Source organism: Pantoea sp. B9002 (genome assembly GCF_013385945.1).
Classification (GTDB): domain Bacteria; phylum Pseudomonadota; class Gammaproteobacteria; order Enterobacterales; family Enterobacteriaceae; genus Pantoea.
Genome location: NZ_JACAPA010000053.1, coordinates 14,976 through 41,136, shown reverse-complemented (window position 1 = coordinate 41,136; position 26,161 = coordinate 14,976). Strand labels below are relative to the sequence as shown.

Below are 26,161 nucleotides of genomic sequence, written 5' to 3'. Positions count from 1 at the left end.
GTTCGCGAAAGAAAATGAACTCAAATCCACACTGCTGCGGATAGAGCTGTATATATTTACATGTGTGGATTATAGCAGCGAGGTCAGAGATGCCAACCGATCAATTTCAACATGCGGCAGCAAACGCGCATCGTCGATCTTCATCAGATTGCCTTCACGCAGGTTGATCCAGCAGGCTTGCATGCCGGCACGCAGCGAACCGGCAATATCGGTGGTGAGATCGTCGCCGACGTGCAGAATGTGCTGCGGTGCGATGTTCAAACGCTCAGCGGCCAGATGATACATATCCTGCCACGGCTTGGCGCGACCGTGTGGACCGGCACGCAGCGCGAACTGGAAGTGGTGATGGATGCCGAGCTTTTCCGGGCAGGCATTGCCATTGGTGATCGCCACCAGCGGCACGCGCTCGCCCAGCCACGTCAGCGTTTGATGCGTCTCTTCCGGCATAGTCACTTCGCTGCGCCACTGATGAAACACGCTCATCACGTCGCTGGCACCGGCGGTTGCTTCCGCTTTGGATAAGCCGACATTGAGCAGCGCCAGCTCCACCGAGCGGCGGCGCCATTCAGAAACGTCGTGATAAATTTCAGGCTCGCGCGTCAGCAACTCATTACGCAGCGCCTGATAATCCGCCGGGGTGAATTCACGCAGCGCCGGATGATACGCCTGCAGCGCAGCATGCGATTCGGCGGTGGTTTTGCGGATGACGGGATGGTTGTCATACAGCGTGTCGTCGAGATCAAAGGTGATCGCTTTGATCGGGCCGAGCGGACGATAAAACTTCATTAAGACTTTCCTCGTTTGGCACGCGGATGGGCCGCATCATAAACCGTCGCCAGATGCTGGAAATCCAGATGGGTGTAGATTTGCGTGGTCGCCAGATTGGCGTGACCGAGCAGTTCCTGTACCGCGCGCAGATCGCCGCTCGATTCCAGCAAATGCGTGGCAAAAGAGTGGCGCAGTTTATGCGGATGAATATGGCTGGCAACGCCTTGCTTGATGCCCCATTCGGCAAAACGCTTCTGCACGTTGCGCGTCGAAATTCGGCTGCCGCGGCTGGAGACAAACACCGCATCATCCTGCGGCGCAAAGCTAGCACGCAGCGATAACCAGTGCTGAATCCAGGTGACCGCCGTGCCGCCAATCGGTACGCGGCGCTCTTTGCTGCCTTTGCCCAGCACCCGCACTTCGCCGGCTTCCAAATCCATGTGGCGACAATCCATATTCACCAGCTCGGACAGACGCAAACCGCCGCCGTACATGGTTTCCAGCATCGCGCGGTCGCGTACCGCCAGCGGATCGTTGAGATCGATCTCCAGCAGTTGGTTAACTTCGTCGACGTCCATGTTTTTCGGCAGATGACGCGCATTACGCGGCGTGGAGATGCCTTTGGCGGGATTGGCGCTCAACAGGCCTTGATGCACTTGCCAGTCGAGAAAACTGCGCAGCGCCGACATGCGCAGCGCCAAGCTGCTGGCGCCTAAACCGCCACGGCGGCTGCGTGCCGCCAGGCTGCGCACCTGCGCCGGTTCCAGCTGCGACCAGCTGGTCAGCTTCATCTCATCGGCCATTGCCATAATCGCCTGCAATTGCCGTTGGTAATTCTTTTGCGTCAGCGGACTGAGCTGGCGTTCGACCTTCAGATAACGCAGAAAGTCATCCACGGCCGGCAGCAGCGGACTGACGTTACTCATGCGCGTTCAATCCAGCGTGACAGCAGATCCGGCAGCATTTGCGCCAGATGCTGCAGCAGCAGCGTGCCCATGCCCGCCTGATAATGCTGATTATCGCGGCTGGTGAACATTAATATGCCCAGCTCGCCGCGTTCGCCCATCAGCGACATCGCTACCGAGCCAATCGCTTTGGCCTGCGGCAACAGCAGCAGCAATTCCGGGCCGTTCAGGCTGCCGAGATAGTGATGTTCATTACCGAAGCGCTGAATGCGCAGCGGTTCGAATGCCTGACGTGACAAGCCGAGTTGGGTGAAATCAGATGGCGCGCCGATGTGCCATTTGTCATTGAACACGCGCACGTGCGCACCGGCCAGTCCCAGTTCGCGCGCCCAGCGGTGCAGACGCGTCAGCATTTCTTGCAAGCTGTCGGCGGCGGCGAGATGACCTTGCAGCGCCAGCAGGCGATCAAACAGCTGATGGTTGGCGGTGGCCTGCTCCATCAACAGCGTGATCTCCTCTTCCAGCTGCTGGATGTGGTTGCGCTGCCGCGCCATATGCCACTCCACCAGCGAAACGCTGCCGCGTACCGGATGCGGCACCATCATCTGTTCAACCTGGCGTGCATTGCGAATAAAGAAATCGGGGTTTTGACGCAGGAATGCGCTTACCGATTGATCGTCCAGCAAAACCTCGCTTTCGGTCTGCTCTTCGACATTTTTCATAGATGAATAAACCCATCGTAGACGTGTGTGGCTGGACCGGTCATAAACAGCGGTTGCCCTTCCCCTTTCCAGGCAATGTGCAGCGTTCCGCCCGGCAAATCGACGCGGACATTTTCCGCCAGAATGCCTTGCTGAACGCCGCAGGCCACCGCCGCGCAAGCGCCGCTGCCGCAAGCCTGGGTTTCGCCCGCGCCACGTTCGTACACGCGCAGACGGATGTGTTCACGATTAACCACTTCCATAAAGCCGACGTTGACGCGCTCCGGGAATCGCTCGTGGCTTTCCAGCTCCGGGCCCAGCGTTTCTACCGGCGCGGTTTTCACGCTTTCTACCTGAATCACGCAGTGCGGATTGCCCATCGATACCGCACCAAACATCACGGTTTGCTCGGCCACACGCTGCAAATAAAGGTTCTCTGCTTTATTGGCACGGAGCGGCACGCTTTGCGGTTCGAAGTTGGGTTGGCCCATATTGACGCGCACCAGCTCATCATTGGTGACGCTGAGCACCATGCGGCCGGTTTGCGTACTGACGCGAATGTCGCTCTTGTTGGTTAAACCTTTCAGACGCACAAAGCGGGCAAAGCAGCGTGCACCGTTGCCGCACTGCGCGACTTCGCTGCCATCGGCGTTGAAAATGCGGTAATGGAAATCGAGATCCGGATCGTAAGGCGGTTCGACGATCAGTAGCTGATCAAAACCGATCCCCAGATTTCTGTCCGCCAGGCGGCGAATCAGTTCCGGCGAAAAAAAGACGTTTTGCGTCACAGCATCCACAACCATAAAGTCGTTGCCGAGACCGTGCATTTTTGAGAACTGCATTTTCTGCTCCGCCGGATTACTCATAGAGTTTAGTTTGCCTGCGAACCAGGCTTGCTGGTGACCAAACCACCGACATCAGCATCCTGAGCGGCTTTTTGCTGCTGCTCGGTGACCTGCTGTTTCGGCTTGTTTGGCTGATCTTTCGGCGGGAAATACAGCGGTCCTTTCAGGCCACAGCCTACCAGGCTGACCAATGCCAGCGCCATACCCAGCTGACTCATCACTCGTATCATTCTGTCTGCTCTTCTGTCCTTAAGCCATGGTTGCTTATCATCGCAGTTGACGTTGTAAAAGCAACAGAAAATAGCCGCATTTCCGGCGGCAGGTCAGAGTAACAGCGCATCCCGCCGCGCGAACGCGGCCGGGATCAATGCATTTGGTAGCGCGGCTGGAAGTCGCCGTTGTCGTTGTCAGGCTGCGTGGCGCAGAGCTGCGTCAGCGTTTGGCTGCGGAAAGGAATCACCTGGAAACGTTCGCCAGTGTTCACAATCTGGTAGAACTGCGGCAGGTTGAAATTGATAAAGCTGGAGCCGTAGGTAAAACGGTCATGCGATGACGAATAGAATCGACTCACGTCGCGCACCAGCTCTTCTTTACTGCCTTCGCAATGGTGATAAACCTCAACGCGATTGGTTTCGTCGAGGATATAGATGTTGAAGCCGCGATCGTCATTGGTATCTTCAAAGAAGAACTGAATGATGCCTTCGCTGGCGTAGCCGTTTACCACCGGCGGCAGCGGCGTCTGGTTCGATTCCACTTTGATCGACAAGCCGTGCAGCTTGTTGTTAGAAATCGCGCCATAGAATTCGACAGCGTTTTCCAGCTTCTGCACCGACACGCTCATGCGTTCGAAGAATAAGCCCCAGGTTTGGCCCGCCATGCGTAACGCTTTAAAGCGCCCCGGTTCCTGGCGCGTGCTCGACAGACGCAGCTCAATGCATTCCGAAACCAGCTGCTGCACGCGGGTACGAATCAAACCGCGCAGATGCTGGCTGTAGCAGAACACTTCCACCGTATCCGGCGGCGCAGCATCCTGATGCATTTTGCCGAGAATGGTTTTCAGCGCTTCAATCATCGCCTGCTCGCCGTTGAAGTGCAGCGTACGCACTTCATTCCACGAGTTGCGATAGAGCAGATCGATGCTGCCAATCAGGCACTGCTGCTGCTGACCGAAGCTGAACACATCCAGCTTACGGAAATCAAAATGCACCACCTGATTGCGGAACGCGGAGGTAGGATCGTGCTCAAGATTGACGATAATCGCTAAGTGACGAATTTCACACGGGCTGTAGAGCGCTTTCGGCGTCGGTGCCGGCACGCGCAGCGGGAAGTGGCTCGACACATCGTTTACCAGCTCCTGCAGACGCGGCAGATCGCACAGATCGTTGCCTTTCATATGCAGCCGCGTTTTGCTGGTCAGCAAACCGTTGAACCACGCCCACGCCACCAGCTTGTTCAGATAGCGGTTATATTCCAGCGGCTGATGGCTGATGATGGAACTCATGTCCGGCGATTGGTTATACAGATACCAACCGGCGCGATTAGCGCGGCCCGCCGGGACATGAATAAACGTGAGATTCTCTTCCGAGAGATCGGGCGAAATCTGCGGGTTCACTAAGGTGACTTTACCCGGCAGCGCCTCGAACGCGGCATACAGTTTACGCGTCAGCACGCCGATATCCTGCGGGCTGGCGCTGACGCTTAAATTGTTGCGACGCGCAAAGCGAATCAGGTTGCGATAGCTCTGCATCATCGCATCCAGCAGCTCGTTGTGCGCTTCGCGTACACGTTCGATTTTCCACTGCGCGCGGTTATCCAGTACCGCTAACTTCTCTTCATCCCAGCCCCACTCTTTAACCAGCTGCAAAAGAATCTCGCGACGCCAGCCGGTGCGCTGATGATGGTGATCTTCGCTCGAGAGCTTTTCACACACTTTTAAATAGAAACATCGACGCACTAAATCGAGGCGCGCCATGTCATCAACGCTGGTGAGATAGCGCGTCACGCGCTCCAGCATCATGCAGTAAGGATCGAGACCGAAGCAGACAATTTCGCCGTCGTGCAGGCGCTGCTTGATGTCCATCGACAACAGCTGCGTGTTGGGATATTCCCAGCTGTAGGCTTCCAGCAGCAGGGTTTTCAGCACCGCTTTGTACGGCGAGTCGATACTTTTATACAGCTGCCACAAGCTGGCACCGAAGTACTCTTCCGCTGACAGCGTGCCAAGGCCGCCGAGATCCAGCCACTCATTCGGCGTCAGTACGCCTTGTGAATAGAGCGACATGACGTAATCGTCGTAATGGTGCTCCTCTTCGCCGGGCACCATATTCCACAGGATGCGTTTACCCGCCATACGCACGGCGGTACGGTAGAACTCATCCAGCAGCAAAATATGTTGGGTAGAACCGCAGTCTTCACCGCCGAGGCTACCGCTTTCGTTATGGCGGAAACGGTTCTCGTCAATCAGGAAGAAGCTGACTTCCACACCCATCGACACACACCATTTCTGCAACAGCGTACACTTACGCTGCAGATTGAGGCGCTCTTCATTATCCAGCCACGATTGGTGGCACACCCAGATATCAAGATCGGAGATGCTGTTTTGCCCAACGGACGAGGTGCTGCCCATCGAGTAAATGCCGGTAATCGGGCGTTCGCCCGCGACGGCAGTGCTGAGATCGAGCGCTTGACCGCCCGCTAAGTTCTGCAGCAGCTGAAGTTGGTTTTCATCGGGCGTGTAGAGGCAGACGCCATGCGGAACGCTACCTTCGAGGTAGCCCGGCATCAGCGGATGATGGTAGTGCAATAATGTTGGCAGCAGACTGTAGACTTGCTGGAAAGCAGGCCCCATGGCAGCCAGTGCGCGATCTACACGCAGCTGGTTAATCGCATCCAGTCTCTGTTTCAGTGTCTCAATGTAGAGGTACAAGACGTTTCGCCTGATTGTCCCAGTGTTAAGCACCCTGTTTCCGCATTCTGCCGCTTAATAATAAAGATATTGGGCAAATAATTGCTGGAAACGTGATCAATCTAACACCTGGAGGATTGACCGTAAAGAAAGTTGCGCTACTTAACAGTTTAGCATGTTCCGACCGTAGCCCTGCTTTTTTCAGACTTCGACACGAAACTGCGACCCGCAAGATCCAGGCGCAGTCTGACATCGCGGCCTTTTCAATCCGTTGAAACTGACAGCATTCCCCTATCAATGATAGGATATTCGATGAACGATCAAAATGGTTAACAGCATGTTAAACAAAATTTTCAGAATTGCTACCAGACAAAGTCCCCTTGCTCTGTGGCAGGCACAATATGTCCAACAGCGCCTGATGGCGGCTCATCCGGGTCTGCAAGTTGAGCTGCTGCCGATGGTCACCAAAGGTGACGTCATCCTTGATACGCCACTGGCAAAGGTGGGCGGCAAAGGGCTGTTCGTCAAAGAGCTTGAGCTGGCAATGCTGGAAGGACGCGCCGATCTCGCTGTGCACTCGATGAAAGATGTGCCAATCGATTTTCCAGAAGGCCTCGGTCTGGTGACCATTTGCGAGCGTGAAGATCCGCGCGATGCTTTCGTCTCCAATCGTTTCAGCAGTGTTGATGAGCTGCCGCAAGGCGCGGTTGTCGGCACTTCCAGCCTGCGTCGCCAGTGTCAGCTTAGCGCCCGTCGTCCGGATTTAGTGATTCGCTCACTGCGCGGCAATGTTGGTACGCGTCTCGGCAAACTCGATGCCGGTGAATACGACGCCATTATTCTGGCGGCGGCGGGTTTGAAACGTTTAGGACTGGAAGATCGCATTCGTCAGGCAATGCCAGCGGAGATTTCCCTGCCAGCCGTGGGCCAGGGCGCTGTCGGCATTGAATGCCGCGTAGATGATGAACAATTGATTACGCTGCTACAGGCGTTGAATCATGACGATACCGCAGTATGCGTGCGCGCCGAACGCGCGATGAATACGCGGCTGGAGGGCGGTTGTCAGGTGCCAATCGGCAGCTTCGCCGTGCTGGAAGACGATCAGCTGTGGCTGCGAGGTTTGGTCGGCTCACCGGATGGCAACCAAATGGTGGTGGGCGAGCGTCGAGGTCCACGCGATCACGCCGAAAAAATGGGCATTTCGCTGGCCGAAGAGCTGCTGGATGGCGGCGCGCGCGATATCCTGCGTGAAGTCTATCAAGGTCAACCGCCAGCATGACTATCCTCGTGACCCGCCCGGAACCGGTCGCCACTGAACTGGTCTCGCGTTTGCGCAGCCTGGGCAAGCTGGCATGGAGCTTTCCGCTGATTGAATTCACGCCGGGTCGCGATCTTATTCATTTGCCAAACCAACTTGCCGCGCTACAGCCAGGCGATCTGGTGTTTTTGCTGTCGCAGCAGGTCGTCACTTTCGCCCAGCCCGCTTTACAGCTCAGTCTGACTGCGTGGCCTGAAGCACTCAACTATTATGCTATTGGCCGCAGCACCGCTTTAGCCTTGCATACCGTCAGTAATCTCAAAGTAGACTATCCTCATGCGCGGGAGACCAGTGAAGAGCTGGTGCGCCTGAATCGTCTGCAACAGATTAGCGGCAAACGCGCCCTGATTCTGCGCGGCAGTCCGGGGCGCGAGTTGCTGGCGGAAACGCTGATTGAACGCGGCGTTGAGGTGCAATATTGCGAGTGTTATCAGCGCTGTGAAAAGCACTACAACGGCGCGACTGAAGGCCGCCGCTGGCGCGATCGCGGCATTACAACGCTGGTGGTCACCAGCGGCGAAATGTTACAACAACTCTTTTCTCTGTTTCCGCCAATTGATCGTCGGGAATGGTTACTGCACTGTCGGCTTGTGGTCGTCAGTGAACGTTTGGCTACGCAAGCCGCTGAATTAGGCTGGCAGGACATTGATGTAGCCGATGGTGCCGATAACGATGCGCTGCTGCGCGCGTTACGCTGAACTTAACAATGGGATGAGCCATAATGACGGAACAAAAAGCCTCCTCCGCCATGGTTGAAGAAACCACCCCAGCGGACAATTCTCCCTCGCCAGCAACCAAGCCACCTCGCGATAAAAAAGGCGATGGCAAGGTGCTGAGTGCAGTGGCGATTGTGATTGCGCTGGCGATTGGGGCGGGACTTTACCTTAATGGGAAACACCAGGCCGATTTACAGGCTCAAACTAACCAGAACCTCAGCGAGCAGCTGAGCGCCTTGCAGCAGCAACTGGGCAGCGACAAACAGCAGCTGACGCAACAGCTGGATAGCGCCAACAGCGCCTTGCAGCAGACGCGCACGCAGCAGGATAACAGCGCAAAAGAGCTGGAAACCCTGCGCGATAAAGTCGCTACCATCTCCGGAAACGACACGCGTACCTGGCTGCTGGCGCAGGCGGATTACCTTGTCAAACTGGCGGGCCGCAAACTGTGGAGCGATCAGGATGTCACCACCGCGGCAGCGTTACTGAAAAGTGCTGACTCCAGCCTGGCCGACATGAATGATCCGAGCGTGATGAACGTGCGTCGCGCGCTAACGCAGGACATCAGTTCACTCTCCGCCGTCAGCCAGATTGATTATGACGGCACCATTCTCAAGCTCAATCAGCTGTCGAACGGCGTTGATAATCTGCGTCTGGCCGACAATGACAGCGATGATTCACCTATGGACGCCGATGGCGGTGAACTCTCCAGTTCGCTGCACGAGTGGCGTCAAAATCTGGTGAAAAGCTGGCATAACTTTATGGATGATTTCATCACCATCCGCCGCCGCGACAACACCGCACAGCCGCTGCTGGCACCGAATCAGGACGTTTACCTGCGCGAAAACATTCGTTCGCGTCTGCTGATTGCGGCTCAGGCCGTACCGCGTCATCAGGATGAGATCTACAAACAGTCTATCGATGCGGTATCAACCTGGGTTCGCGCCTGGTACGACACCAACGATGCCGCCACCAAAGCCTTCCTTGCACAGCTGGATGAACTGAGCCAGCAGAGCATTTCGATGGATGTGCCGGATACGCTGGAAAGTCAGCCGCTGCTGGAAAAACTGATGCAAACTCGCGTGCGTAATTTGCTGGCTCAGCCATCGGTTGCTGCTGATCAACAGGGAGGCTAACCATGCTGAAAGTATTGGTGCTTTTCCTGCTGCTGATTGCGGGCATTGTGGTTGGACCGATGGTCGCCGGCCATCAGGGCTACGTCCTGATCCAGACCGACAACTGGAACATTGAAACCAGCGTAACCGGCCTGGCGATCATTTTGATCCTCAGCCTGCTGGTGATTTTGTTGGTGGAATGGATTCTGCGTCGCCTGTTCCGCACCGGCGCACGCACACGCGGCTGGTTCACCGGCCGCAAGCGTCGTAGCGCGCAGCGCCACACGCAGAGCGCGTTAATGAAGCTGGCAGAAGGTGACTTCAAACAGGCCGAAAAACTGCTGTCGAAAAATGCCGATCACGCCGATCAGCCGGTGGCCAACTACTTGCTGGCTGCTGAAGCGGCGCAGCAACGCGGTGATGAACTCCGTGCTAATCAGCATCTGGAGCGCGCTTCTGAGTTGTCGGTAAACGACACGATTCCGGTTGAAATTACTCGCGTACGTCTGCAACTGGCGCGTAACGAAGATCATGCTGCACGCCACGGCATTGACCGCCTGCTGGAAGTCGCGCCGCGCCATCCGGAAGTGCTGCGTCTGGCAGAACAAGCCTATATTCGCACCGGCGCGTGGGGCGCATTGCTCGACATTCTGCCTGCGATGCAGAAAGTGCAGATCAATGATGAAGCTCAGCGCGATGCCTTGCAGCAGCAAGCCTGGCTGGGTCTGATGAACCAGGCGATGGCCGATCAAGGCAGCGACGGTTTGAAGAAATGGTGGCAGAACCAGAGCCGCAAAACGCGTCAGGAAACCGCCTTGCAGGTGGCAATGGCAGAACATCTGATTGAGTGTGACGATCCGGACACCGCACAGAGCATCGTGCTGGAAGGCCTGAAACGTCAATATGACGATCGTCTGGTGTTGCTGATGCCGCGTATTAAAAGTGGCGATCCGCAATCTCTGGAGAAAGCGCTGCGTCAGCAGATTAAACAGCATGGCGCCACACCGCTGCTGCACAGCACGCTGGGTCAGATGCTGATGCGTCATGGCGAATGGCAGCAGGCGGCAGAAGCGTTCCAGCAAGCGCTGGCGCAGCGTCCAGATGCGTTTGATTATGCCTGGCTGGCCGATATTTACGACCGCCTGCATCGCCCGGAAGACGCCGCCAAAATGCGTCGCGAAGGCCTGCTACTTACGCTGAAGACCAATCCCAGCGCCTGATTTTACGATTGTTACTTTTGTGCACGCCGGGCTTGTCCCGGCTTTTTTTTGCCTGTTATAAACTGCAGACAAAAAAACACCTGCCATAAGCAGGTGTAAGATCAGGTCGTTAAGACAACTGATGGCATCCGACTCAACGTAATGTCCTTCTTACTGCAGTAAAGCGTGCGCAAATACTGCCAGGCTGGACAACGGATGCCGTAAGGGGCTCTGCATCATTCCCAGGTTTATGTAGCAACAGCAAACATAAGAGGTGGAATGAGCATCTACAGGTAGATTATTGCACAAGACGTGCCAAAGTTGCAGTTATCGCAATAAGCTAATTAATATCAACAAGATATGATTTCTACCAAGATCTCGCTGTTAGCCACTGTCGGTAAAACGCGACGAATACTCAAAAAGCTGTCTCCGCAGAGCGACAAGCTATGCAAGGAATTGTCATGCCCATATAAATCAGTGATTTATATGTATCTGAATAGCGACAATGTGCGGAACTACGCGCAAAGGAAATGATGGGAAGAGTTGAGAACACGAATGGCGGACACAAACGAAAAAAGCCTGCTTTTTCAAGCAGGCTTTTCGAATATGGTCGGCGAGAGAGGATTCGAACCTCCGACCCACTGGTCCCAAACCAGTTGCGCTACCAAGCTGCGCTACTCGCCGATTTTTTACTTCTTTAACGCTACTGCGTAATTTTGCCTGGTGCGAAGGGAGGGACTTGAACCCTCACGTCCGTAAGAACACTAACACCTGAAGCTAGCGCGTCTACCAATTCCGCCACCATCGCGTGACCGAGCAAAATCTGGGGTGGCTAATGGGACTCGAACCCACGACAACTGGAATCACAATCCAGGGCTCTACCAACTGAGCTATAGCCACCATAATTCTGGTGCGTAAGCGTGTCACGCTTACTTAAATTCACTGCATAACGCGGTTAAACCAACCACCGAAGCTCTTGCGCACAAACTAAATGGCGCGCCCGACAGGATTCGAACCTGAGACCTCTGCCTCCGGAGGGCAGCGCTCTATCCAGCTGAGCTACGGGCGCGTAGCGCCGTTGCGGATGGGCATACTACGGGCTTGACCTCATACTGTCCAGCCCTTTTTTAGAAAAAAAACGCGTTTGATTACGCTTTGTGCATTCCATCGATAATTACAGCAGTTTGAGGCGCTTACCCTCTCATTTTTGCTGTAAAAACCAGCAACTTCAGAGATCGCCGCGCCAATGGTAGCGTAAATATTTCAGCAGCTTTAATTGGCGACGCAGACGCGAAGGCTGACGAATGAGACGATAAAGCCATTCCAGTCCGGATTTTTGCCACCATACGGGCGCGCGCTTAACGTGCCCGGTAAACACATCGTAAGTGCCACCGACGCCCATATAGAGCGCCTGCGGCCAATGGGCGCGGCAATCACGCATCAATAGCTCCTGGCGCGGCGAACCTTGTGCCACCGTGACAATCTGCGCACCACTCGCGGCGATGCGGGCAAACAGCGCGTCGCGCGCTTCAGGCGCAAAGTAACCATCCTGACTGCCAACGATATTCACATTCCACTGTCGCTGCAGCTTGTCGCAGGTTTCCTGCAGCACCGCCTGGCGTCCACCAATCAGAAACACCGGAATGCCGCTGCGCCCCGCGCTCTCCATCAGCGCTTCCCACAAATCCGCGCCTGCGATGCGGTTCACCTGCAGCTGAGGATACTTCTTACGCAGCGAACGGACGATGCTGATGCCATCCGGATACTTGAACTCTGCCTCAGCGATCAGTGCGCGTAGCTGCGCATCCTCTTCCAGCGTCAGCATTTTCTCGGCATTCATCGCCACCAGCGTGCCGCAGCGCGGTTTGCCCTCGGGCAGCAGAAAGCGCAGAAAGCTCGCCATATCGTTGAAGGCGTGAAGATCGACTCCGCGCAGGCTATAGCGCGGCTTATCGGTTTCCATGGTATGAATTTCCCGTTGTGCCCAAAAGTTAAGAAGGGCTGTGTAAAACCGGCTCGCTGCGCGGGCGAATCAGCCCCGCGCGCGCCAACAGCCAGTAAAGCAATTTAGCCGCCCACATGCAGGCCGCAAAAATCAGACAAAAGAACACCACGCGCGAGCCGAAAGCATCCAGCCCTTCACGCGCCAGTACGATCATATTAAACACCGCACCGAAGCAAAAACTCTGCAAAATCGCTCCGCTGTAACGGTTGCTGGTATCGCGGCCATACAGATAAAGGTTATCGAAGCCTTTCATCAGCAGGCCGACAGCCACCGCACCCATCGGGATAAACCACACGCCGCCCATCACCACCAGCGAACCCAGCAGCGTGGGCGAAATCGCCAAGCCGGAATGGTTGTTCAGCACTTCCCAGGTAAAGTAGTTAGCGCTGTTAAGAATGGCTGTTGGGCGTCCCGGCCACATCCAGCTGGGAATGAACACGTAGAAATCACGCCAGATCGGTGCCAGCCCCTGAAAATCGATCTTGTCGTAGTTTTGCAGTAACAGCGCCAGGTTTTCCCACGGCGAGAAGGTATCGCGCGTCAGATAAAGGAAGGTATAAAACGCTTCATCGCCCACCACGTCGAGGTTATAGCGACGCAACGCCAGCCAGAACATACCGCCAATCGCCATCACACCGGCGCCAACCAGCATCCATAGCGTGATCCAGCCGCGCGTAATACCAATAAACAGGAACAGCGCGAACGCGATAATGATATTGGCGCGCGTGCCGCCCACCAGCGCGTAGGTCAGTAAGCCAAACGCCACCGACACCAGCAAAAACCACAGCCACTGACGCTGGGTTGGCTTGAGGAAGTAGCGAATCAGCATCGCCGGAATAAAGAAGTAGAAGAAGCGTTTAAGCGCCACGCCGGACACTTCGCTGGAGAAGATCTGGTTGTAAGCCGAAAGCCGGAACAGCAGCAGGCCGTTGTGCATAAAGAACACCGTCACGGTGCCAATCGCCACCAGCGCCAGCAACAGACAGGTCAGATTAGTTTCAACCCGGTTCATCTGCAGCCAGGGTTTGCGCGCAGGCGCATTAGCCGGCCGCAGCCGCACCTTGTAGCTGACGTAATAGATGGCATAAAAGCTGGTCGCGGCCAGCAGCGCCTGCAGCAGATATTCCGGCGGCACCACCGCCACGTTAAAGCGGAACACCAGCACGCTGGTCAGCGGGAAGCCGAAATAGAAGGTCAGTAAAAACAGAATGGTGAAGAACAGGTGGAAGTTGAAGCGCACCCGTTTAAATTCCCGCCAGGTTAGGGTCAGAATGAAACCCAGCGAAAACAGATAAACCACCAGCAGACCACTAAACTGCATCAGGCTCATGTTCTCTCCCTTTCACTCAGGGTTAGCGCGTCGCGCCAGCCTGCCAGATAGCCGGGGGCAAAAAAGGCAATTGAAGATTGATCACATTGCGCTAATTGCCGCTGCGCTTCGGCAACGCTCGCCGCATCCAGCGCATCTTCGCTAAACAGCACCGGCAAGCCTTGCTCGCTGAGATCGCGCCAGAACGGATTTTTACGGTTCAGCACAAACGGAATATTGGCCTGAATCAGCAGGCAAAGCGTACCAATGCCTTGCTGGCGCTCGAACATAAAATAGCCGAGCTGGCAGCGGCTAAGCAATGTCAGATAGGCATCAAAGTCGATCTTGTCGCGCAGCAATGTCACCTGGCCCGCCGGGAACAGGCGCTGTGCGGCGGCAGCAATCTCATCGATGTAAGCGTGATTATTCTGCGGATAACCGAGCGGCACGACGATTTTCACTTGTTCACCAAACTGGGCACGAATCGCCTCTAAACCGGCAATGTGGCGATTACTGCGATCGCCGGAATTACCGAGCAGGATAGTGAAATCGGGGCTTTCCACCGGCGCAGGCAGCGCCACATCCGGCATGCGCGTCGGGAAATAGAGCAGCGAAGCGGGGACGCGCGGATGACGCTGCTGGAAATGATGCAAATCACCGCGCGTCGCAAACACGCGCGCCACGCGCCCTTGCGCCATTCTGCGCAGCAGATAAAACAGCTGGTACTTGAGGCCGCGACCTTCTTCGTAGAGATCCGCGCCCCAAACATGCCAGAACGCCTGCTGACGGCGCAGTTTGCCGCTCAGTAAGGCTAACCAAATACTGGGATTAAACTGGCCGTGAAAGAAGAAGCGCTGCGAGCGATCGGCAGCACGCGCCATCACCGCCTGCGCCAGCGCACGCTTGCTGGCAAAAGTTTCAATCTGCAGTGAAGCATAGGCTTGCAGCGTTTCGGGTGCGCTGGAAACCACCATAAACTGACGCGGCGCAGCGCCGGGCAGCTCGGCGCTCATCACGTCATTAAAGAAGCGCAGCACCGTATGATTGTGATGCGGGATATCCGATCCCAATACGTGAAAAGTCGTCATTTTTTCCGGCAATAAATCATGAAGGCGCCACAACAAAGGGCGAAATAGAGAACGTAGGTTGCCATGTAAGCCTGCGCAGCCCCGGCGGTCCCGTGCAGCGGAATCAGCCAATGGGAAAAGCCGGTCAGCAGCGCAAACTGGCTGATTTCCGTGAGAATATAGAAGCGCAGCGACGCTTTGGCGATCACCAGATATCCGAAAACATAGGCGCCGACTTTAAACACGTCACCGCACAACTGCCAGACGAAAAGGTCACGCATCGCGCTGAACTGCGGCGAAAAAAGCAGCCAGATAGCGACATCGCGCAGCAGCCATACGCAGAAACTGGCCGCCGCAACGGCAGGTAACACAAAGCGCAGCGCACGCCCAATCTCACGGGCGATTTGCGGTTTCTGCTCCAGCCGCGCCAGCGTGGGCAGCAGCCAGACGCTAAAGGTGGCGGTGATAAATTGCAGATAGGCATCGGAAATACTGGTCACGCCCTGCCATAAACCGACCTGCGCCCAGCCTTGCTGCTCAGCCAGCAGATTTCGCATCATCACCCACGCCACCGGCAAGGTAAACGAGGTAATCAGCGCCATCAGCGTAAACTTTGCCAGATTGCGCGCCAGTTCAGGATGCCAGCCTGGCATCAGCCAGCTCAGCGGCAGCCGATCGCGATGGCGACGCAGCATCAGCAACGCCGGAAACACCAGCAGCGCCGGCACCAGCGCCAACCCCACTAACGCACCAGCATAGCCGCCCAGCCACCAGCACAGCACATAACCCATCACGCCGACGACACTTCCGGCAATCAGCGCCAGCGCATTGCCGCGCGCATCGCGAAAGCCCTTCAGCAACGCCAGCGTCAGATTGGCCCAGGCAATACCGAGCTGCAGAAAGGCGACAATGCGCACCACGTTGGCATATTCCGCGTGACCAAACAGCGCCGTGCTGATGGGCGTTGCCGCCAGCAAAAACACCAGCGCCAGCAGCGTTGAAAAGCCGAGCACAATCGCCGAAGCCGTGCCGGTCACCGCGCGCAGTTGTTGTGGCTGTTGTTGATGTTGCGCGACTAAGGTGGTGACGCCGTTAAAGATGCCCGCGCCCGCCAACACGCCGAGTACGGTAATCAACTGGCGGAAGTTACCGGCTTGCCCGATCCCTTCCGGCCCGAAGCTTACCGCCAGCAGTTTCACCACCAGCAGGCCAGCAACGATTTTTACCAGCGTGGAAGAAGCGGTCCAGACTGAAGCTTTTGCTAATGACATCAGGCAAAGAAACTCAGCAGCGAACTGATCACCGTACGCTGGTTGTTATCCGATAAGTTGTAGAACAGCGGCAGGCGCAGCAGGCGTTCGCTTTCACGCGTGGTAAAGGCATCATCACCGTGGAAACGGCCAAAACGTTCACCCGCTGGCGACGAGTGTAGCGGGATGTAGTGGAACACCGTGAGGATTTCCGCCTCTTTCATCCAGTTGATCAGCGCCTGACGATCGTCGCTGTCGCGCAGCTTGATGTAGAACATGTGCGCATTGTGGCGGCAATTTTTTGGCACCACCGGCAGCTCAATACGGCCAGCAGCAGCCAGCGGCTGTAGCGCATCGTAGTAGCGCTGCCACAAACGCAAACGCTGCTGATTAATCTGCTCTGCCGCTTCCAGCTGCGCCCACAAATAGGCCGCCTGCAGATCCGCCATCAAATAGCTGGAGCCAATATCGCGCCAGGTATATTTATCCACCTGACCACGGAAAAACTGGCTGCGGTTGGTGCCTTTTTCACGAATGATCTCGGCCCGATCCACCAGCTTAGCGTCATTGATCAGCGTTGCGCCGCCTTCACCGCCGGCGGTGTAGTTTTTGGTTTCGTGGAAGCTAAAGCAGCCAATGTGACCGATGGTGCCGAGCGCGCGCCCTTTGTACTGCGACATCACGCCCTGCGCGGCATCTTCGATTACATAGAGTTTATGCTTCGCCGCCAGCGCCATGATGCTGTCCATCTCGCAGGCCACGCCCGCGTAATGCACCGGCACGATGGCGCGGGTTTTCGGCGTGATCGCCGCTTCAATCAGCGTTTCGTCGATATTCAGCGTATCGGGGCGCACATCGACAAACACAATGGTCGCGCCGCGCAGCACAAAGGCGTTGGCGGTGGAGACGAAGGTGTAACTCGGCATGATCACTTCATCGCCAGGCTGCAGATCAATCAGCAGCGCCGCCATCTCCAGCGACGCGGTGCAGGATGGCGTCAGCAGCACTTTTTTGCTGCCGAAATGCTGTTCCATCCACTGCTGGCAGCGGCGAGTAAAGCCGCCATCGCCGCAAAGCTTGCCGCTGGCCATCGCCGACTGCATATATTCAACTTCGCTGCCGACAATCGGCGGCGCATTAAATGGGATCATGAGGCTTTCCTGTAGAACCAGTAAGCGGTGCTTTCCAGCCGCGCACCGCTGCGTAAATAGAGGCGCATCGCCGTGAGATTGCTGAGCTGGGTCGCCACGCGCAGATGCGTTAGCTGACGCACGCGGCCCCAGTCAGCGGCAGCGAGCAGCAAGCGCTGGCCGACGCCGCAGCCTTGTGCGCCAGGCAATACCGCCAGCAGACCGATGCGCATACCGCCGTCCACTTCGCGCATCGAGACGAAACCTTGCAGCGCGCCCTGCTCATCACAGGCCACTAAACATTGATTATCGAAAGTGCCGCGCACCGCATTTTCAATCCACTGCGCGTAAAAGCGTCCGCTGTCTGCTGCAGCAAACCACGGCGCACGGAAACGACTTTGGCTAAACGCCTGCGCAGCCGCTTCACGCAGTGCCGGGACTTGTGCTTCCCGCGCGATGCGCACGCCGATTTGCCGCTCGGTATGTTTGATGCTGAGGGAAAGATCGGCTTCGCCTTCAACCAACTGAAAACCGTGCTGGCTCAGCGCATCGATGGCATCAACGCGTTCAGCGGGCACCTTCACTTGCCACAGCGCATACGGCTGCTGAAGCGCCTCGGCCAGCGCCAAATCGCCATCCAGCGACAACCGCGCGCTGTTCTGACCGAAGAAGTTATTTTCCCACGTAAGGGGATCAATATTGACGCGGACGGGCATGATGAACATCCAGCAGATAAGGTTTCATCGCCAAACGCCTTTGGTATCAACAATCCACGGCTGAGCAATCTGGGACGCATCTATCGCGCGGAACTGCGCGTGATCAACCAGCATCACCAGAATATCTGCCTGCTGCAGCGCTACGTCCGTGGCAACCAGCGTGGCTTCGTGCGCCAGACGTTGCGGAATATCTTTCACATGCGGCTCAACCACCCAGGTTTTGCCGCTGTGCCATTCGGCAATACGATGCGCGACGCTCATCGCCGGGCTTTCGCGCAGATCATCAATATTCGGTTTGAAGGCCAGACCAAAGCAGGCAATGGTGACATCGCTGGCGCGTTTGCCGCTGGCGGTGAGGCACTCTGCTAACGCTTGTTTTACCTGATCCAGCACCCAGCCCGGTTTGGCGTCATTGACTTCACGCGCGGTGCGAATCAGTCGCGCCTGCTCGGGGTTTTGCGCCACGATAAACCACGGATCGACGGCGATACAGTGGCCGCCGACGCCCGGTCCGGGTTGCAGGATGTTGACGCGCGGATGGCGATTCGCCAGCGCAATCAGCTCCCACACGTTGATGCCCTGCTCGGCGCAAATCAGCGACAGCTCATTGGCAAAGGCGATATTCACATCGCGGAAGCTGTTTTCGGTGAGTTTGCACATCTCGGCGGTACGCGCATTGGTTTCCACACACGCGCCGCGCAGGAAAATGCGGTACAGCTCGCTGGCGCGTGCGGAACAGGTTGGCGTCATGCCGCCAATTACGCGATCGTTTTCCAGCAGTTCAACCATTACTTTGCCGGGCAATACGCGCTCCGGGCAGTAAGCGATAAACACATCGCACGCATCACCGTGCTGCGGGAAACGCAGATCGGGACGCGCCGCCGCCAGCCACTCCGCCATTTGCTCGGTGGCACCCACCGGCGACGTGGATTCAAGGATCACCAGATCGCCTGCTTTTAATACGGGCGCAATCGACAGCGCCGCGGCCTGCACATAGCTGAGATCCGGCTGATGGTCGCCGATAAACGGCGTGGGCACGGCGATCAGGAATGCATCGGCGGCTTCGGCCTGCGTAGTCGCACGCAGATGACCGGCACGCACGGCTTCGCGCACCACCTCACCCAACTCGGGTTCCACGATGTGGATATCGCCGCGATTAATGGTTTCGACGGCGCGGACATTAATATCCACACCAACGACTTTCTTTCCCCGTGAGGCAAAAACGGCCGCCGTCGGCAGCCCAATGTAGCCCAGTCCGATAACGGAAATGGTTTCAAAACGCATGGTTAGACTCTGTGTTGTTTTAGGGCCTGCAAGATGCGCGCGCAGGCATGGCCATCGCCATACGGATTGTGCGCGCGGCTCATTGCCTGCCAGGCTTCATCGTCCTGCAACAGCAGGCTGACTTCAGCGACAATTTTACTGATATCGGTGCCGACCAGTTTCACCGTGCCTGCGTCCACCGCTTCCGGACGCTCGGTGGTATCGCGCATCACCAGTACCGGTTTGCCCAATGACGGCGCTTCTTCCTGAATGCCGCCGGAATCGGTGAGAATCAGCCATGAGCGATTCATCAGCCAGACAAACGGCAGATACTCTTGCGGCTCAATCAGAATGATGTTTTCGATGCCGCTGAGAATGCGATTAACCGGTTCGCTGACGTTGGGATTGAGGTGCACAGGATAGACAATTTGCACCTGCGGATGCTGGCGCGCGATTTGCGCCAGCGCACTGCAAATGCGTTCAAAGCCGTCGCCAAAACTTTCGCGGCGATGACCCGTAACCAGAATGAGTTTTTTGTCAGCGTCGAGGAACGGATAGCGCGCGGCGAGGCGGGCATTGAGATCGGCATCGTCCAGCACGCGATCACGCACCCACAGCAGCGCATCAATCACCGTGTTGCCGGTCACGAAAATGCGCGCATCCGGCAGATTCTCCCGCAGCAGATTTTGTCGCGAATTTTGCGTGGGCGTGAAGTGATAGCTGGCGAGATGGCCGGTGAGCGTGCGATTCGCCTCTTCGGGCCACGGCGACATCAGGTTGCCGGTACGCAAACCTGCTTCCACGTGACCCACCGGAATCTGGTGATAAAACGCCGCCAGGCTGGCCGCAAACGTGGTGGTAGTATCGCCGTGCACCAACACCACATCCGGCTGGAAATCGGCCAGTACGGTTTTCATGCCCTGCAGAATGCGGCTGGTGATCTCCGTCAGCCCTTGTTCCGGGCGCATGATATTCAAATCATAATCAGGCTGCAGCTGGAACAAACGCAGCACCTGGTCGAGCATTTCACGATGTTGTGCGGTGACGCATAAGCGCGACTCGAACGCAGGATCCTGCGCCAGCGCCTGCACCAGCGGAGCCATTTTGATCGCTTCAGGACGCGTGCCAAATACCGTCAGAACTTTCACGTGGCTTCTCTTAATGGCTCGTTGCTAACGTTGAACGCGGACGACGCACCAGCGCCACTCCCGCGCCGACCAGCGCGCCAATCACGCCCCACATGATCATCATAAACAGGCGGCGCGGACTATCGCGCGACACCGGCTCTTCCGGGGTGCGCAAGTAGCGGTAAGTCTGGAATTGTTTATCCAGACGCGGCCCGGCCTGCAGCGTACTCAGCATCGCTTTGTTTTGATCATAGCTTAAATCGTAAGCAGGTCCGCTGGCTTGTAAGGTGTCGAGTTGCGCCTGCAGCATTTGCTGACCCAGCAGGAAACGATCGCTGTCTGGCAGCGCCTCGCCGGTTGCCGGTGCGCGGTTCTCTTTAATACCCTGCTCGCTCGCCACTTTCAGTGCCTGCTCGATGCGCTGGCGTTGACGTTCAAATACCGCCTGCGCCACTTCCTGCTGACGGTTGACCTGCGACTCGAGCTGCACGCTGCGCGCCTGCCAGGCGCCTTTCAGCTCCGCATTAAGATGACGCGCCGCACGTTCGCTGGCGTAGGCAATGTATTGACGCAGCAGATTGTTGGCATCGCTGGCGGTTTCGGCGACCAGCTTGATGTTATCCAGGATGTTGCGCGCCGGATCGGCAGCGGTGAACTGGATGTTGGTGATCAAGTCGTCGAGCAGCGCCGCATCGTTGTGCGCGTTACCGCTTTTGCGGCTTTTGAAGTATTCGGTCTGCTGCCAGAAATCACGGCGTGTATCCCAGGATGCCAGCTGCATGGTGAATTCCTGATAAACCTCATCCATCACGGTCGGCGCTGGCGAGCTGAGATTGAGCGTGTTGGTGCGCACATCCAGATTATTGAGGAATTGCTGCTGCACGAAGAAATCACCCAGCATATTGACCGTGGGACGATCGGTCACCGCCGTGGTGCTCCACGCTTGCTTCATTAACATCGATGCCAGCCAGGCAACGAGCGCAAACAGCAGCGCCAGACCGATTATCCAGCGTTTACCACGCCAGAGCGTGCAGCCAAGGCCACGCATATCCAGTTCGTTCTCCACAACGACAGAGGTCATAACAAAATCCTTATCAGGGTACTTTTCTGGGTAATTTATTTTTTATCTTCGCTGCTTTGCCAGCGACGTTTAATGCGACGGATTTTGCGCGCCACGCGCCATGCGTGTTTCAGGCAATAGCCGTAAAGGAGAAACGCCATCATGAACAGCACCAGCATCACCCATTCCGGGATGAAAGCCAGATACTCGCCAAGCACTCCAATACCCGCCAGAAGCGCGGCGGCGACGGTAATCAGCAGGAACGCCTGACGTGATGTGAATCCGGCGCGCATGATCAAATGGTGGATGTGCTGGCGGTCAGCGGAAAACGGGCTCATGCCTTTGCGCAAACGGCGATACATAATCGCCACCATATCCATCAGCGGAATGGCGATCAGCCACAGCGCGGTGACTGGCGTGATCGGATGGCTCAGGCCTTGGGTAGTTTCCAGCAGAATCCAGATGATGGTGAAACCAATCATGGTGCTGCCGGCATCGCCCATAAACACTTTGTAGCGACGGCCAATCAAGCCGAGATTGAGCAGGATATAAGGAATGGTGGCGGCGATCATCGCGAAACACCACATGGCGAGGCTGGTCTGACCGTCGAAATAGAGAATGATACCGATGGCGGCGAAGGTGACGCTGGAGAGGCCGCCAAGCAGGCCATCAATCCCATCCACCATATTGAACGCGTTGATGGCGGCCCAGACGGCGAATAGCGTCAATACGTAGCCAAAGGGACCGACGATCAACTCAACCGGCCCGATAATAAAGCCCAGACTGAGCAAATAGAGTTTGGCGCCGACCATCATCACAATGGCGACCGCCGCCTGCACCAGCGCGCGGATTTTAACGCTGATATCGAAGCGATCGTCCAGTGCGCCAACCAGCACCAATACGCCCGCGCAGCTCAGATACAGCATCGCGTGCGGCAAATAATAATTTGAGATGGCAAAAGCGAAGCAGATTCCCGCGTACACGGAAATGCCGCCAACTAACGGAATGGCGCCATGGTGCCTTTTTCTGGAGTTTGGTGTGTCCACGAGCCCAATTTTTTTAGCTGCTTTGCGAGCAAAAAACAGGAACACTAAAGTAAAAAGAAAAACTAAACCAAGCTCAGTACTCATAGTGAGTAAATTCACGTTAATGCTCTCAGCTAAAATCGTGGACAACAATATGCAAAACACCTGCCATTGCCATATATCCCTATTCCGAATTCTGCTGCAGAAAAGCCTGATTGTTGAAAAAACACCCGCATCTCTGCCACAGTCATTATAAAAGCTTCCTGACTGCGCTAATCCTAATGCCCATAAATAAAAAACGCCACGTTAAGACGTGGCGTTAGCAATATTTCCTGGCAAATTGTGCGAATCACCGCTTGGCTTAGCGACTCGCCGTTCGCAACTTACGAACGCTTCATCATATCGAAGAATTCGTCGTTGGTTTTGGTCATGGCCAGTTTGTTGATGAGGAACTCCATCGCGTCGATTTCACCCATTGGATGGATGATTTTGCGCAGGATCCACATCTTCTGCAGCTCTTCCTGAGTGGTGAGCAGCTCTTCTTTACGGGTACCGGAACGATTGTAATCAATCGCTGGGAATACACGCTTCTCGGCGATTTTGCGCGAGAGGTGCAACTCCATGTTACCTGTACCTTTAAACTCTTCGTAAATCACTTCGTCCATCTTCGAACCGGTATCAACCAGCGCGGTCGCGATGATAGTCAGGCTGCCGCCCTCTTCCACGTTACGTGCCGCACCGAAGAAACGCTTCGGACGATGCAGGGCGTTGGCATCCACACCACCGGTCAGCACTTTACCTGATGCTGGAACCACGGTGTTGTAGGCACGCGCCAGACGCGTAATCGAGTCAAGCAGGATGATCACGTCTTTCTTGTGCTCAACCAGGCGCTTGGCCTTCTCGATCACCATCTCAGCAACCTGCACGTGACGTGACGCTGGCTCATCAAAGGTCGAAGCGATCACTTCACCTTTAACCAGACGTTGCATCTCGGTCACTTCTTCCGGACGTTCGTCAATCAGCAGCACCATCAACAGGCAATCTGGATAATTGTAAGCGATGCTCTGCGCGATGTTCTGCAGCAGCATGGTTTTACCCGCTTTCGGCGGCGCCACAATCAGACCACGTTGACCACGACCAATCGGAGAAGCCAGATCCAGCACGCGTGCGGTCAGATCTTCAGTCGAGCCATTACCGCGTTCCATACGCATACGCTTGCTGGCGTGCAGCGGCGTAAGGTTTTCGAACAGAATCTTGTTACGCGCGTTTTCCGGCTTGTCGTAGTTAACTTCATTAACTTTCAACAGTGCAAAGTAGCGTTCACCCTCTTTTGGCGGGCGAATCTTGCCAGAAATGGTGTCACCAGTGCGGAGGTTGAAACGGCGGATTTGGCTAGGAGAGACGTAGATATCATCGGGACCGGCGAGGTAGGAGCTATCTCCAGAACGGAGGAAACCAAATCCGTCCTGCAATATCTCCAGCACACCATCACCAAAGATGTCTTCGCCGCTTTTTGCGTGCTGTTTCAGGATAGAGAAAATAATATCCTGCTTGCGCATACGCGCCTGGTTTTCCAGCCCCATATTTTCGCCGAGGGTAATCAGCTCAGAAACCGGCGTATTCTTTAATTCGGTAAGATTCATAGTGATGGGTTCTTAAACTCGGGGTAATTCTCGAAATGATTGTCGTGAGTGGTATGGCAAAAATTCCATGCCTGTTAATGGCTCTTTTTCAACTCAGCTCGACGATTATCGTCAGATGTGGCGATAGGAAACGAGGAGACGGTCGAAAGATGATGCCGAATGTGCTAGTCATCAGATTGCCAAACCACGATAACGTTCATTGCGAGTAGGGTCTGACAAGGGAAAACTTAGATGCAAACTACAAGGTAAGAGCGTAATGCAGTGAAATTAACTTAACACGCTTAAAGTGAGACGTCCAGCAGTGGCGAAAAAATTCACCACTGCCGAACAAACACCGCGCCGGGCTTAGGCCAGGTTGGCGTTCAGGAACTCTTTCAACTGCCCTTTAGACAGTGCGCCAACCTTGGTTGCCGCCACTTCGCCGTTCTTAAACAGCAGCAGAGTTGGGATACCGCGGATGCCATATTTTGGCGCCGTACCCGGGTTGTCATCAATGTTCAACTTAGCGATGGTAAGTTTACCTTCGTACTCTTCTGCGACTTCGTCGAGAATTGGGGCGATCATTTTGCAAGGACCACACCATTCAGCCCAGAAATCTACCAGAGTGACACCGTCTGCTTTCAGTACGTCTGTGTCGAAACTGTCATCGGTCAAGTGAACGATCTTATCGCTGCTCATGTTTAACTCCAAAAGATTGCGCCTGGCGAATTGGCGGAAATGATACCAACGTAGGTTGACTTTATTTCATCGGATACGCTTTCGTAAAGCGCTAGTAAGCTGATATTCTACCACACTATGAGCAAAACACACTTAACTGAACAGAAGTTTTCCGACTTCGCCCTGCACCCTCAGGTGGTAGAAGCCCTTGATACCAAAGGCTTTTCTAACTGCACGCCTATCCAGGCGCTCGCATTGCCTTTTACGCTTTCAGGGCGTGATGTTGCGGGTCAGGCGCAAACCGGTACCGGCAAAACGATGGCGTTCCTTACGTCAACGTTTCATTATCTTCTTTCTCATCCTGCCGCAGAAGGTCGCCAGATCAATCAGCCACGTGCGCTGATTATGGCCCCGACGCGTGAGCTCGCCGTACAAATTCATGCCGATGCAGAACCGTTAGCGAAGGTCACTGGCTTAAAGCTGGGCCTGGCTTATGGTGGCGACGGCTACGATAAACAGCTGAAAGTGCTGGCTGATGGTGTCGATATTCTGGTGGGCACCACCGGACGTCTGATCGACTACGCCAAGCAGAACCACGTCAACCTGGGCGCGATTCAGGTTGTTGTGCTGGATGAAGCCGATCGCATGTTCGATCTCGGCTTTATTAAAGACATTCGTTGGCTGTTCCGCCGCATGCCGCCGGCCACCCAACGCCTGAGTATGCTGTTCTCTGCAACTTTGTCTTACCGCGTGCGTGAACTGGCGTTTGAGCACATGAACAACGCCGAATACGTGGAAGTGGAACCCGAGCAGAAAACCGGCCACCGTATTAAAGAAGAGCTTTTCTACCCTTCAAACGAAGAGAAAATGCGCTTGCTGCAGACGCTGGTAGAAGAAGAGTGGCCAGATCGCGCCATCATCTTCGCCAACACCAAGCACCGCTGTGAAGATATCTGGGGCCATCTGGCTGCTGATGGTCATCGCGTGGGTCTGCTGACGGGCGATGTTGCGCAGAAAAAACGTCTGCGCATCCTCGACGACTTTACTAAAGGCGATGTGGATATCCTGGTTGCCACCGACGTCGCGGCACGTGGTCTGCACATTCCTGCGGTAACGCATGTGTTCAACTACGATCTGCCTGACGATCGCGAAGACTACGTGCACCGTATCGGTCGTACTGGCCGCGCGGGCGCCAGCGGTCACTCCATCAGCCTGGCGTGCGAAGAGTACGCGCTGAACCTGCCGGCAATCGAAGAGTATATCGGTCACGGTATTCCGGTCAGCAAGTACAACAGCGATGCGCTGATGAGCGAACTGCCACCGCCGAAACGTCTGCAACGCAGCCGTTCGGGTAACGGCCCACGCCGTGGCGGGAACAACAGTAACCGTCGGAGCGGCGCGCCGCGCAATAGCAACCGTAAACGTTCGGGTTAAGCA

The 26,161-nt window shown here is 55.8% G+C and carries 23 protein-coding genes and 4 tRNA genes; 5 read left to right on the top strand and 22 right to left on the bottom strand.

Annotated features, from left to right (window positions below; genetic code table 11):
* Nucleotides 1-69: 69 nt before the first annotated feature.
* The 6 genes from yigB to HX773_RS22440 form a co-directional block, all read right to left on the bottom strand.
* Entirely contained in the window at nucleotides 70-786 is a 717-nt protein-coding gene (gene yigB, locus HX773_RS22465) for a 5-amino-6-(5-phospho-D-ribitylamino)uracil phosphatase YigB (RefSeq protein WP_176973383.1), read from the bottom strand.
* A complete protein-coding gene (gene xerC / locus HX773_RS22460) occupies nucleotides 786-1,694 on the bottom strand; it encodes a tyrosine recombinase XerC (protein WP_176973382.1) in 909 nt (302 codons plus the stop codon). The genes yigB and xerC overlap by 1 nt, the downstream gene beginning before the upstream one ends.
* A complete protein-coding gene (locus tag HX773_RS22455) occupies nucleotides 1,691-2,395 on the bottom strand; it encodes a DUF484 domain-containing protein (protein WP_101763756.1) in 705 nt (234 codons plus the stop codon). Before HX773_RS22455 ends, xerC begins: the two co-directional genes overlap by 4 nt.
* Nucleotides 2,392-3,216 (bottom strand): diaminopimelate epimerase, encoded by an 825-nt coding sequence (dapF, locus tag HX773_RS22450; RefSeq protein WP_110867946.1) that lies wholly within the window; start codon nucleotides 3,214-3,216, stop codon nucleotides 2,392-2,394. Before dapF ends, HX773_RS22455 begins: the two co-directional genes overlap by 4 nt.
* 29 nt (nucleotides 3,217-3,245) lie before the next feature.
* Nucleotides 3,246-3,449 carry a lipoprotein gene (locus tag HX773_RS22445; RefSeq protein ID WP_008105771.1) on the bottom strand — a complete coding sequence of 68 codons (204 nt, stop codon included), beginning with the start codon at nucleotides 3,447-3,449 and terminating at the stop codon, nucleotides 3,246-3,248.
* Between the two features lie 134 nt (nucleotides 3,450-3,583).
* Nucleotides 3,584-6,145 carry a class I adenylate cyclase gene (locus tag HX773_RS22440; protein ID WP_176973381.1) on the bottom strand — a complete coding sequence of 854 codons (2,562 nt, stop codon included), beginning with the start codon at nucleotides 6,143-6,145 and terminating at the stop codon, nucleotides 3,584-3,586.
* 316 nt (nucleotides 6,146-6,461) lie between these two features.
* On the opposite strand from HX773_RS22440, the gene hemC reads away from it, so the two are divergent.
* Genes hemC through hemY form a run of 4 tightly spaced genes read left to right on the top strand, consistent with a single transcriptional unit; the run spans nucleotide 6,462 to nucleotide 10,493 of the window.
* Nucleotides 6,462-7,403 (top strand): hydroxymethylbilane synthase, encoded by a 942-nt coding sequence (hemC, locus tag HX773_RS22435; protein WP_176973380.1) that lies wholly within the window; start codon nucleotides 6,462-6,464, stop codon nucleotides 7,401-7,403.
* Nucleotides 7,400-8,140, top strand: coding sequence for a uroporphyrinogen-III synthase (gene hemD / locus HX773_RS22430; RefSeq protein ID WP_176973379.1), 741 nt, complete (start codon nucleotides 7,400-7,402; stop codon nucleotides 8,138-8,140). Before hemC ends, hemD begins: the two co-directional genes overlap by 4 nt.
* A gap of 23 nt (nucleotides 8,141-8,163) precedes the next feature.
* Nucleotides 8,164-9,294 carry a uroporphyrinogen-III C-methyltransferase gene (gene hemX, locus HX773_RS22425; RefSeq protein WP_176973378.1) on the top strand — a complete coding sequence of 377 codons (1,131 nt, stop codon included), beginning with the start codon at nucleotides 8,164-8,166 and terminating at the stop codon, nucleotides 9,292-9,294.
* Between the two features lie 2 nt (nucleotides 9,295-9,296).
* Nucleotides 9,297-10,493 carry a protoheme IX biogenesis protein HemY gene (gene hemY / locus HX773_RS22420; protein WP_176973377.1) on the top strand — a complete coding sequence of 399 codons (1,197 nt, stop codon included), beginning with the start codon at nucleotides 9,297-9,299 and terminating at the stop codon, nucleotides 10,491-10,493.
* Nucleotides 10,494-11,079: 586 nt separating this feature from the next.
* On the opposite strand, the gene HX773_RS22415 is transcribed toward hemY, so the two are convergent.
* The 16 genes from HX773_RS22415 to trxA form a co-directional block, all read right to left on the bottom strand.
* Nucleotides 11,080-11,156: transfer RNA gene (locus HX773_RS22415), tRNA-Pro, on the bottom strand.
* A 37-nt stretch (nucleotides 11,157-11,193) separates the two neighbouring features.
* A tRNA-Leu gene (locus HX773_RS22410) sits at nucleotides 11,194-11,280 on the bottom strand.
* Nucleotides 11,281-11,296: 16 nt separating this feature from the next.
* Nucleotides 11,297-11,372, bottom strand: a tRNA-His gene (locus tag HX773_RS22405).
* A gap of 92 nt (nucleotides 11,373-11,464) precedes the next feature.
* A tRNA-Arg gene (locus HX773_RS22400) sits at nucleotides 11,465-11,541 on the bottom strand.
* A gap of 159 nt (nucleotides 11,542-11,700) precedes the next feature.
* Nucleotides 11,701-12,435 carry a lipopolysaccharide N-acetylmannosaminouronosyltransferase gene (wecG, locus tag HX773_RS22395; RefSeq protein ID WP_176973376.1) on the bottom strand — a complete coding sequence of 245 codons (735 nt, stop codon included), beginning with the start codon at nucleotides 12,433-12,435 and terminating at the stop codon, nucleotides 11,701-11,703.
* Between the two features lie 28 nt (nucleotides 12,436-12,463).
* On the bottom strand, nucleotides 12,464-13,807 hold the full coding sequence (gene wzyE, locus HX773_RS22390; RefSeq protein ID WP_176973375.1) for an ECA oligosaccharide polymerase: 1,344 nt from the start codon (nucleotides 13,805-13,807) through the stop codon (nucleotides 12,464-12,466).
* A complete protein-coding gene (locus tag HX773_RS22385; protein ID WP_176973374.1) occupies nucleotides 13,804-14,874 on the bottom strand; it encodes a TDP-N-acetylfucosamine:lipid II N-acetylfucosaminyltransferase in 1,071 nt (356 codons plus the stop codon). Before HX773_RS22385 ends, wzyE begins: the two co-directional genes overlap by 4 nt.
* On the bottom strand, nucleotides 14,871-16,124 hold the full coding sequence (wzxE, locus tag HX773_RS22380; RefSeq protein ID WP_176973373.1) for a lipid III flippase WzxE: 1,254 nt from the start codon (nucleotides 16,122-16,124) through the stop codon (nucleotides 14,871-14,873). Before wzxE ends, HX773_RS22385 begins: the two co-directional genes overlap by 4 nt.
* Nucleotides 16,124-17,254 (bottom strand): dTDP-4-amino-4,6-dideoxygalactose transaminase, encoded by a 1,131-nt coding sequence (rffA, locus tag HX773_RS22375; protein ID WP_008105756.1) that lies wholly within the window; start codon nucleotides 17,252-17,254, stop codon nucleotides 16,124-16,126. The genes wzxE and rffA overlap by 1 nt, the downstream gene beginning before the upstream one ends.
* Nucleotides 17,251-17,949: a dTDP-4-amino-4,6-dideoxy-D-galactose acyltransferase gene (rffC, locus tag HX773_RS22370; RefSeq protein ID WP_176973372.1), complete on the bottom strand. Its 699-nt coding sequence runs from the start codon at nucleotides 17,947-17,949 to the stop codon at nucleotides 17,251-17,253. The genes rffA and rffC overlap by 4 nt, the downstream gene beginning before the upstream one ends.
* A 24-nt stretch (nucleotides 17,950-17,973) precedes the next feature.
* Complete coding sequence (wecC, locus tag HX773_RS22365; protein WP_176973371.1) at nucleotides 17,974-19,233, bottom strand: UDP-N-acetyl-D-mannosamine dehydrogenase; 1,260 nt, start codon at nucleotides 19,231-19,233, stop codon at nucleotides 17,974-17,976.
* A gap of 2 nt (nucleotides 19,234-19,235) precedes the next feature.
* Nucleotides 19,236-20,360, bottom strand: coding sequence for a non-hydrolyzing UDP-N-acetylglucosamine 2-epimerase (gene wecB / locus HX773_RS22360; RefSeq protein WP_176973370.1), 1,125 nt, complete (start codon nucleotides 20,358-20,360; stop codon nucleotides 19,236-19,238).
* 10 nt (nucleotides 20,361-20,370) lie between these two features.
* Nucleotides 20,371-21,420 (bottom strand): ECA polysaccharide chain length modulation protein, encoded by a 1,050-nt coding sequence (gene wzzE / locus HX773_RS22355; RefSeq protein ID WP_061719355.1) that lies wholly within the window; start codon nucleotides 21,418-21,420, stop codon nucleotides 20,371-20,373.
* A gap of 35 nt (nucleotides 21,421-21,455) precedes the next feature.
* Nucleotides 21,456-22,529 (bottom strand): UDP-N-acetylglucosamine--undecaprenyl-phosphate N-acetylglucosaminephosphotransferase, encoded by a 1,074-nt coding sequence (wecA, locus tag HX773_RS22350; RefSeq protein WP_101763775.1) that lies wholly within the window; start codon nucleotides 22,527-22,529, stop codon nucleotides 21,456-21,458.
* 278 nt (nucleotides 22,530-22,807) lie between these two features.
* The gene (gene rho, locus HX773_RS22345) at nucleotides 22,808-24,067 is read right to left on the bottom strand and encodes a transcription termination factor Rho (RefSeq protein WP_008105744.1); all 1,260 of its coding nucleotides are present in this window, start codon (nucleotides 24,065-24,067) and stop codon (nucleotides 22,808-22,810) included.
* A gap of 345 nt (nucleotides 24,068-24,412) precedes the next feature.
* Nucleotides 24,413-24,745 (bottom strand): thioredoxin TrxA, encoded by a 333-nt coding sequence (trxA, locus tag HX773_RS22340; RefSeq protein WP_008105741.1) that lies wholly within the window; start codon nucleotides 24,743-24,745, stop codon nucleotides 24,413-24,415.
* A gap of 117 nt (nucleotides 24,746-24,862) precedes the next feature.
* On the opposite strand from trxA, the gene rhlB reads away from it, so the two are divergent.
* Complete coding sequence (gene rhlB, locus HX773_RS22335; protein ID WP_110867909.1) at nucleotides 24,863-26,158, top strand: ATP-dependent RNA helicase RhlB; 1,296 nt, start codon at nucleotides 24,863-24,865, stop codon at nucleotides 26,156-26,158.
* The last annotated feature ends 3 nt before the right edge of the window (nucleotides 26,159-26,161 follow it).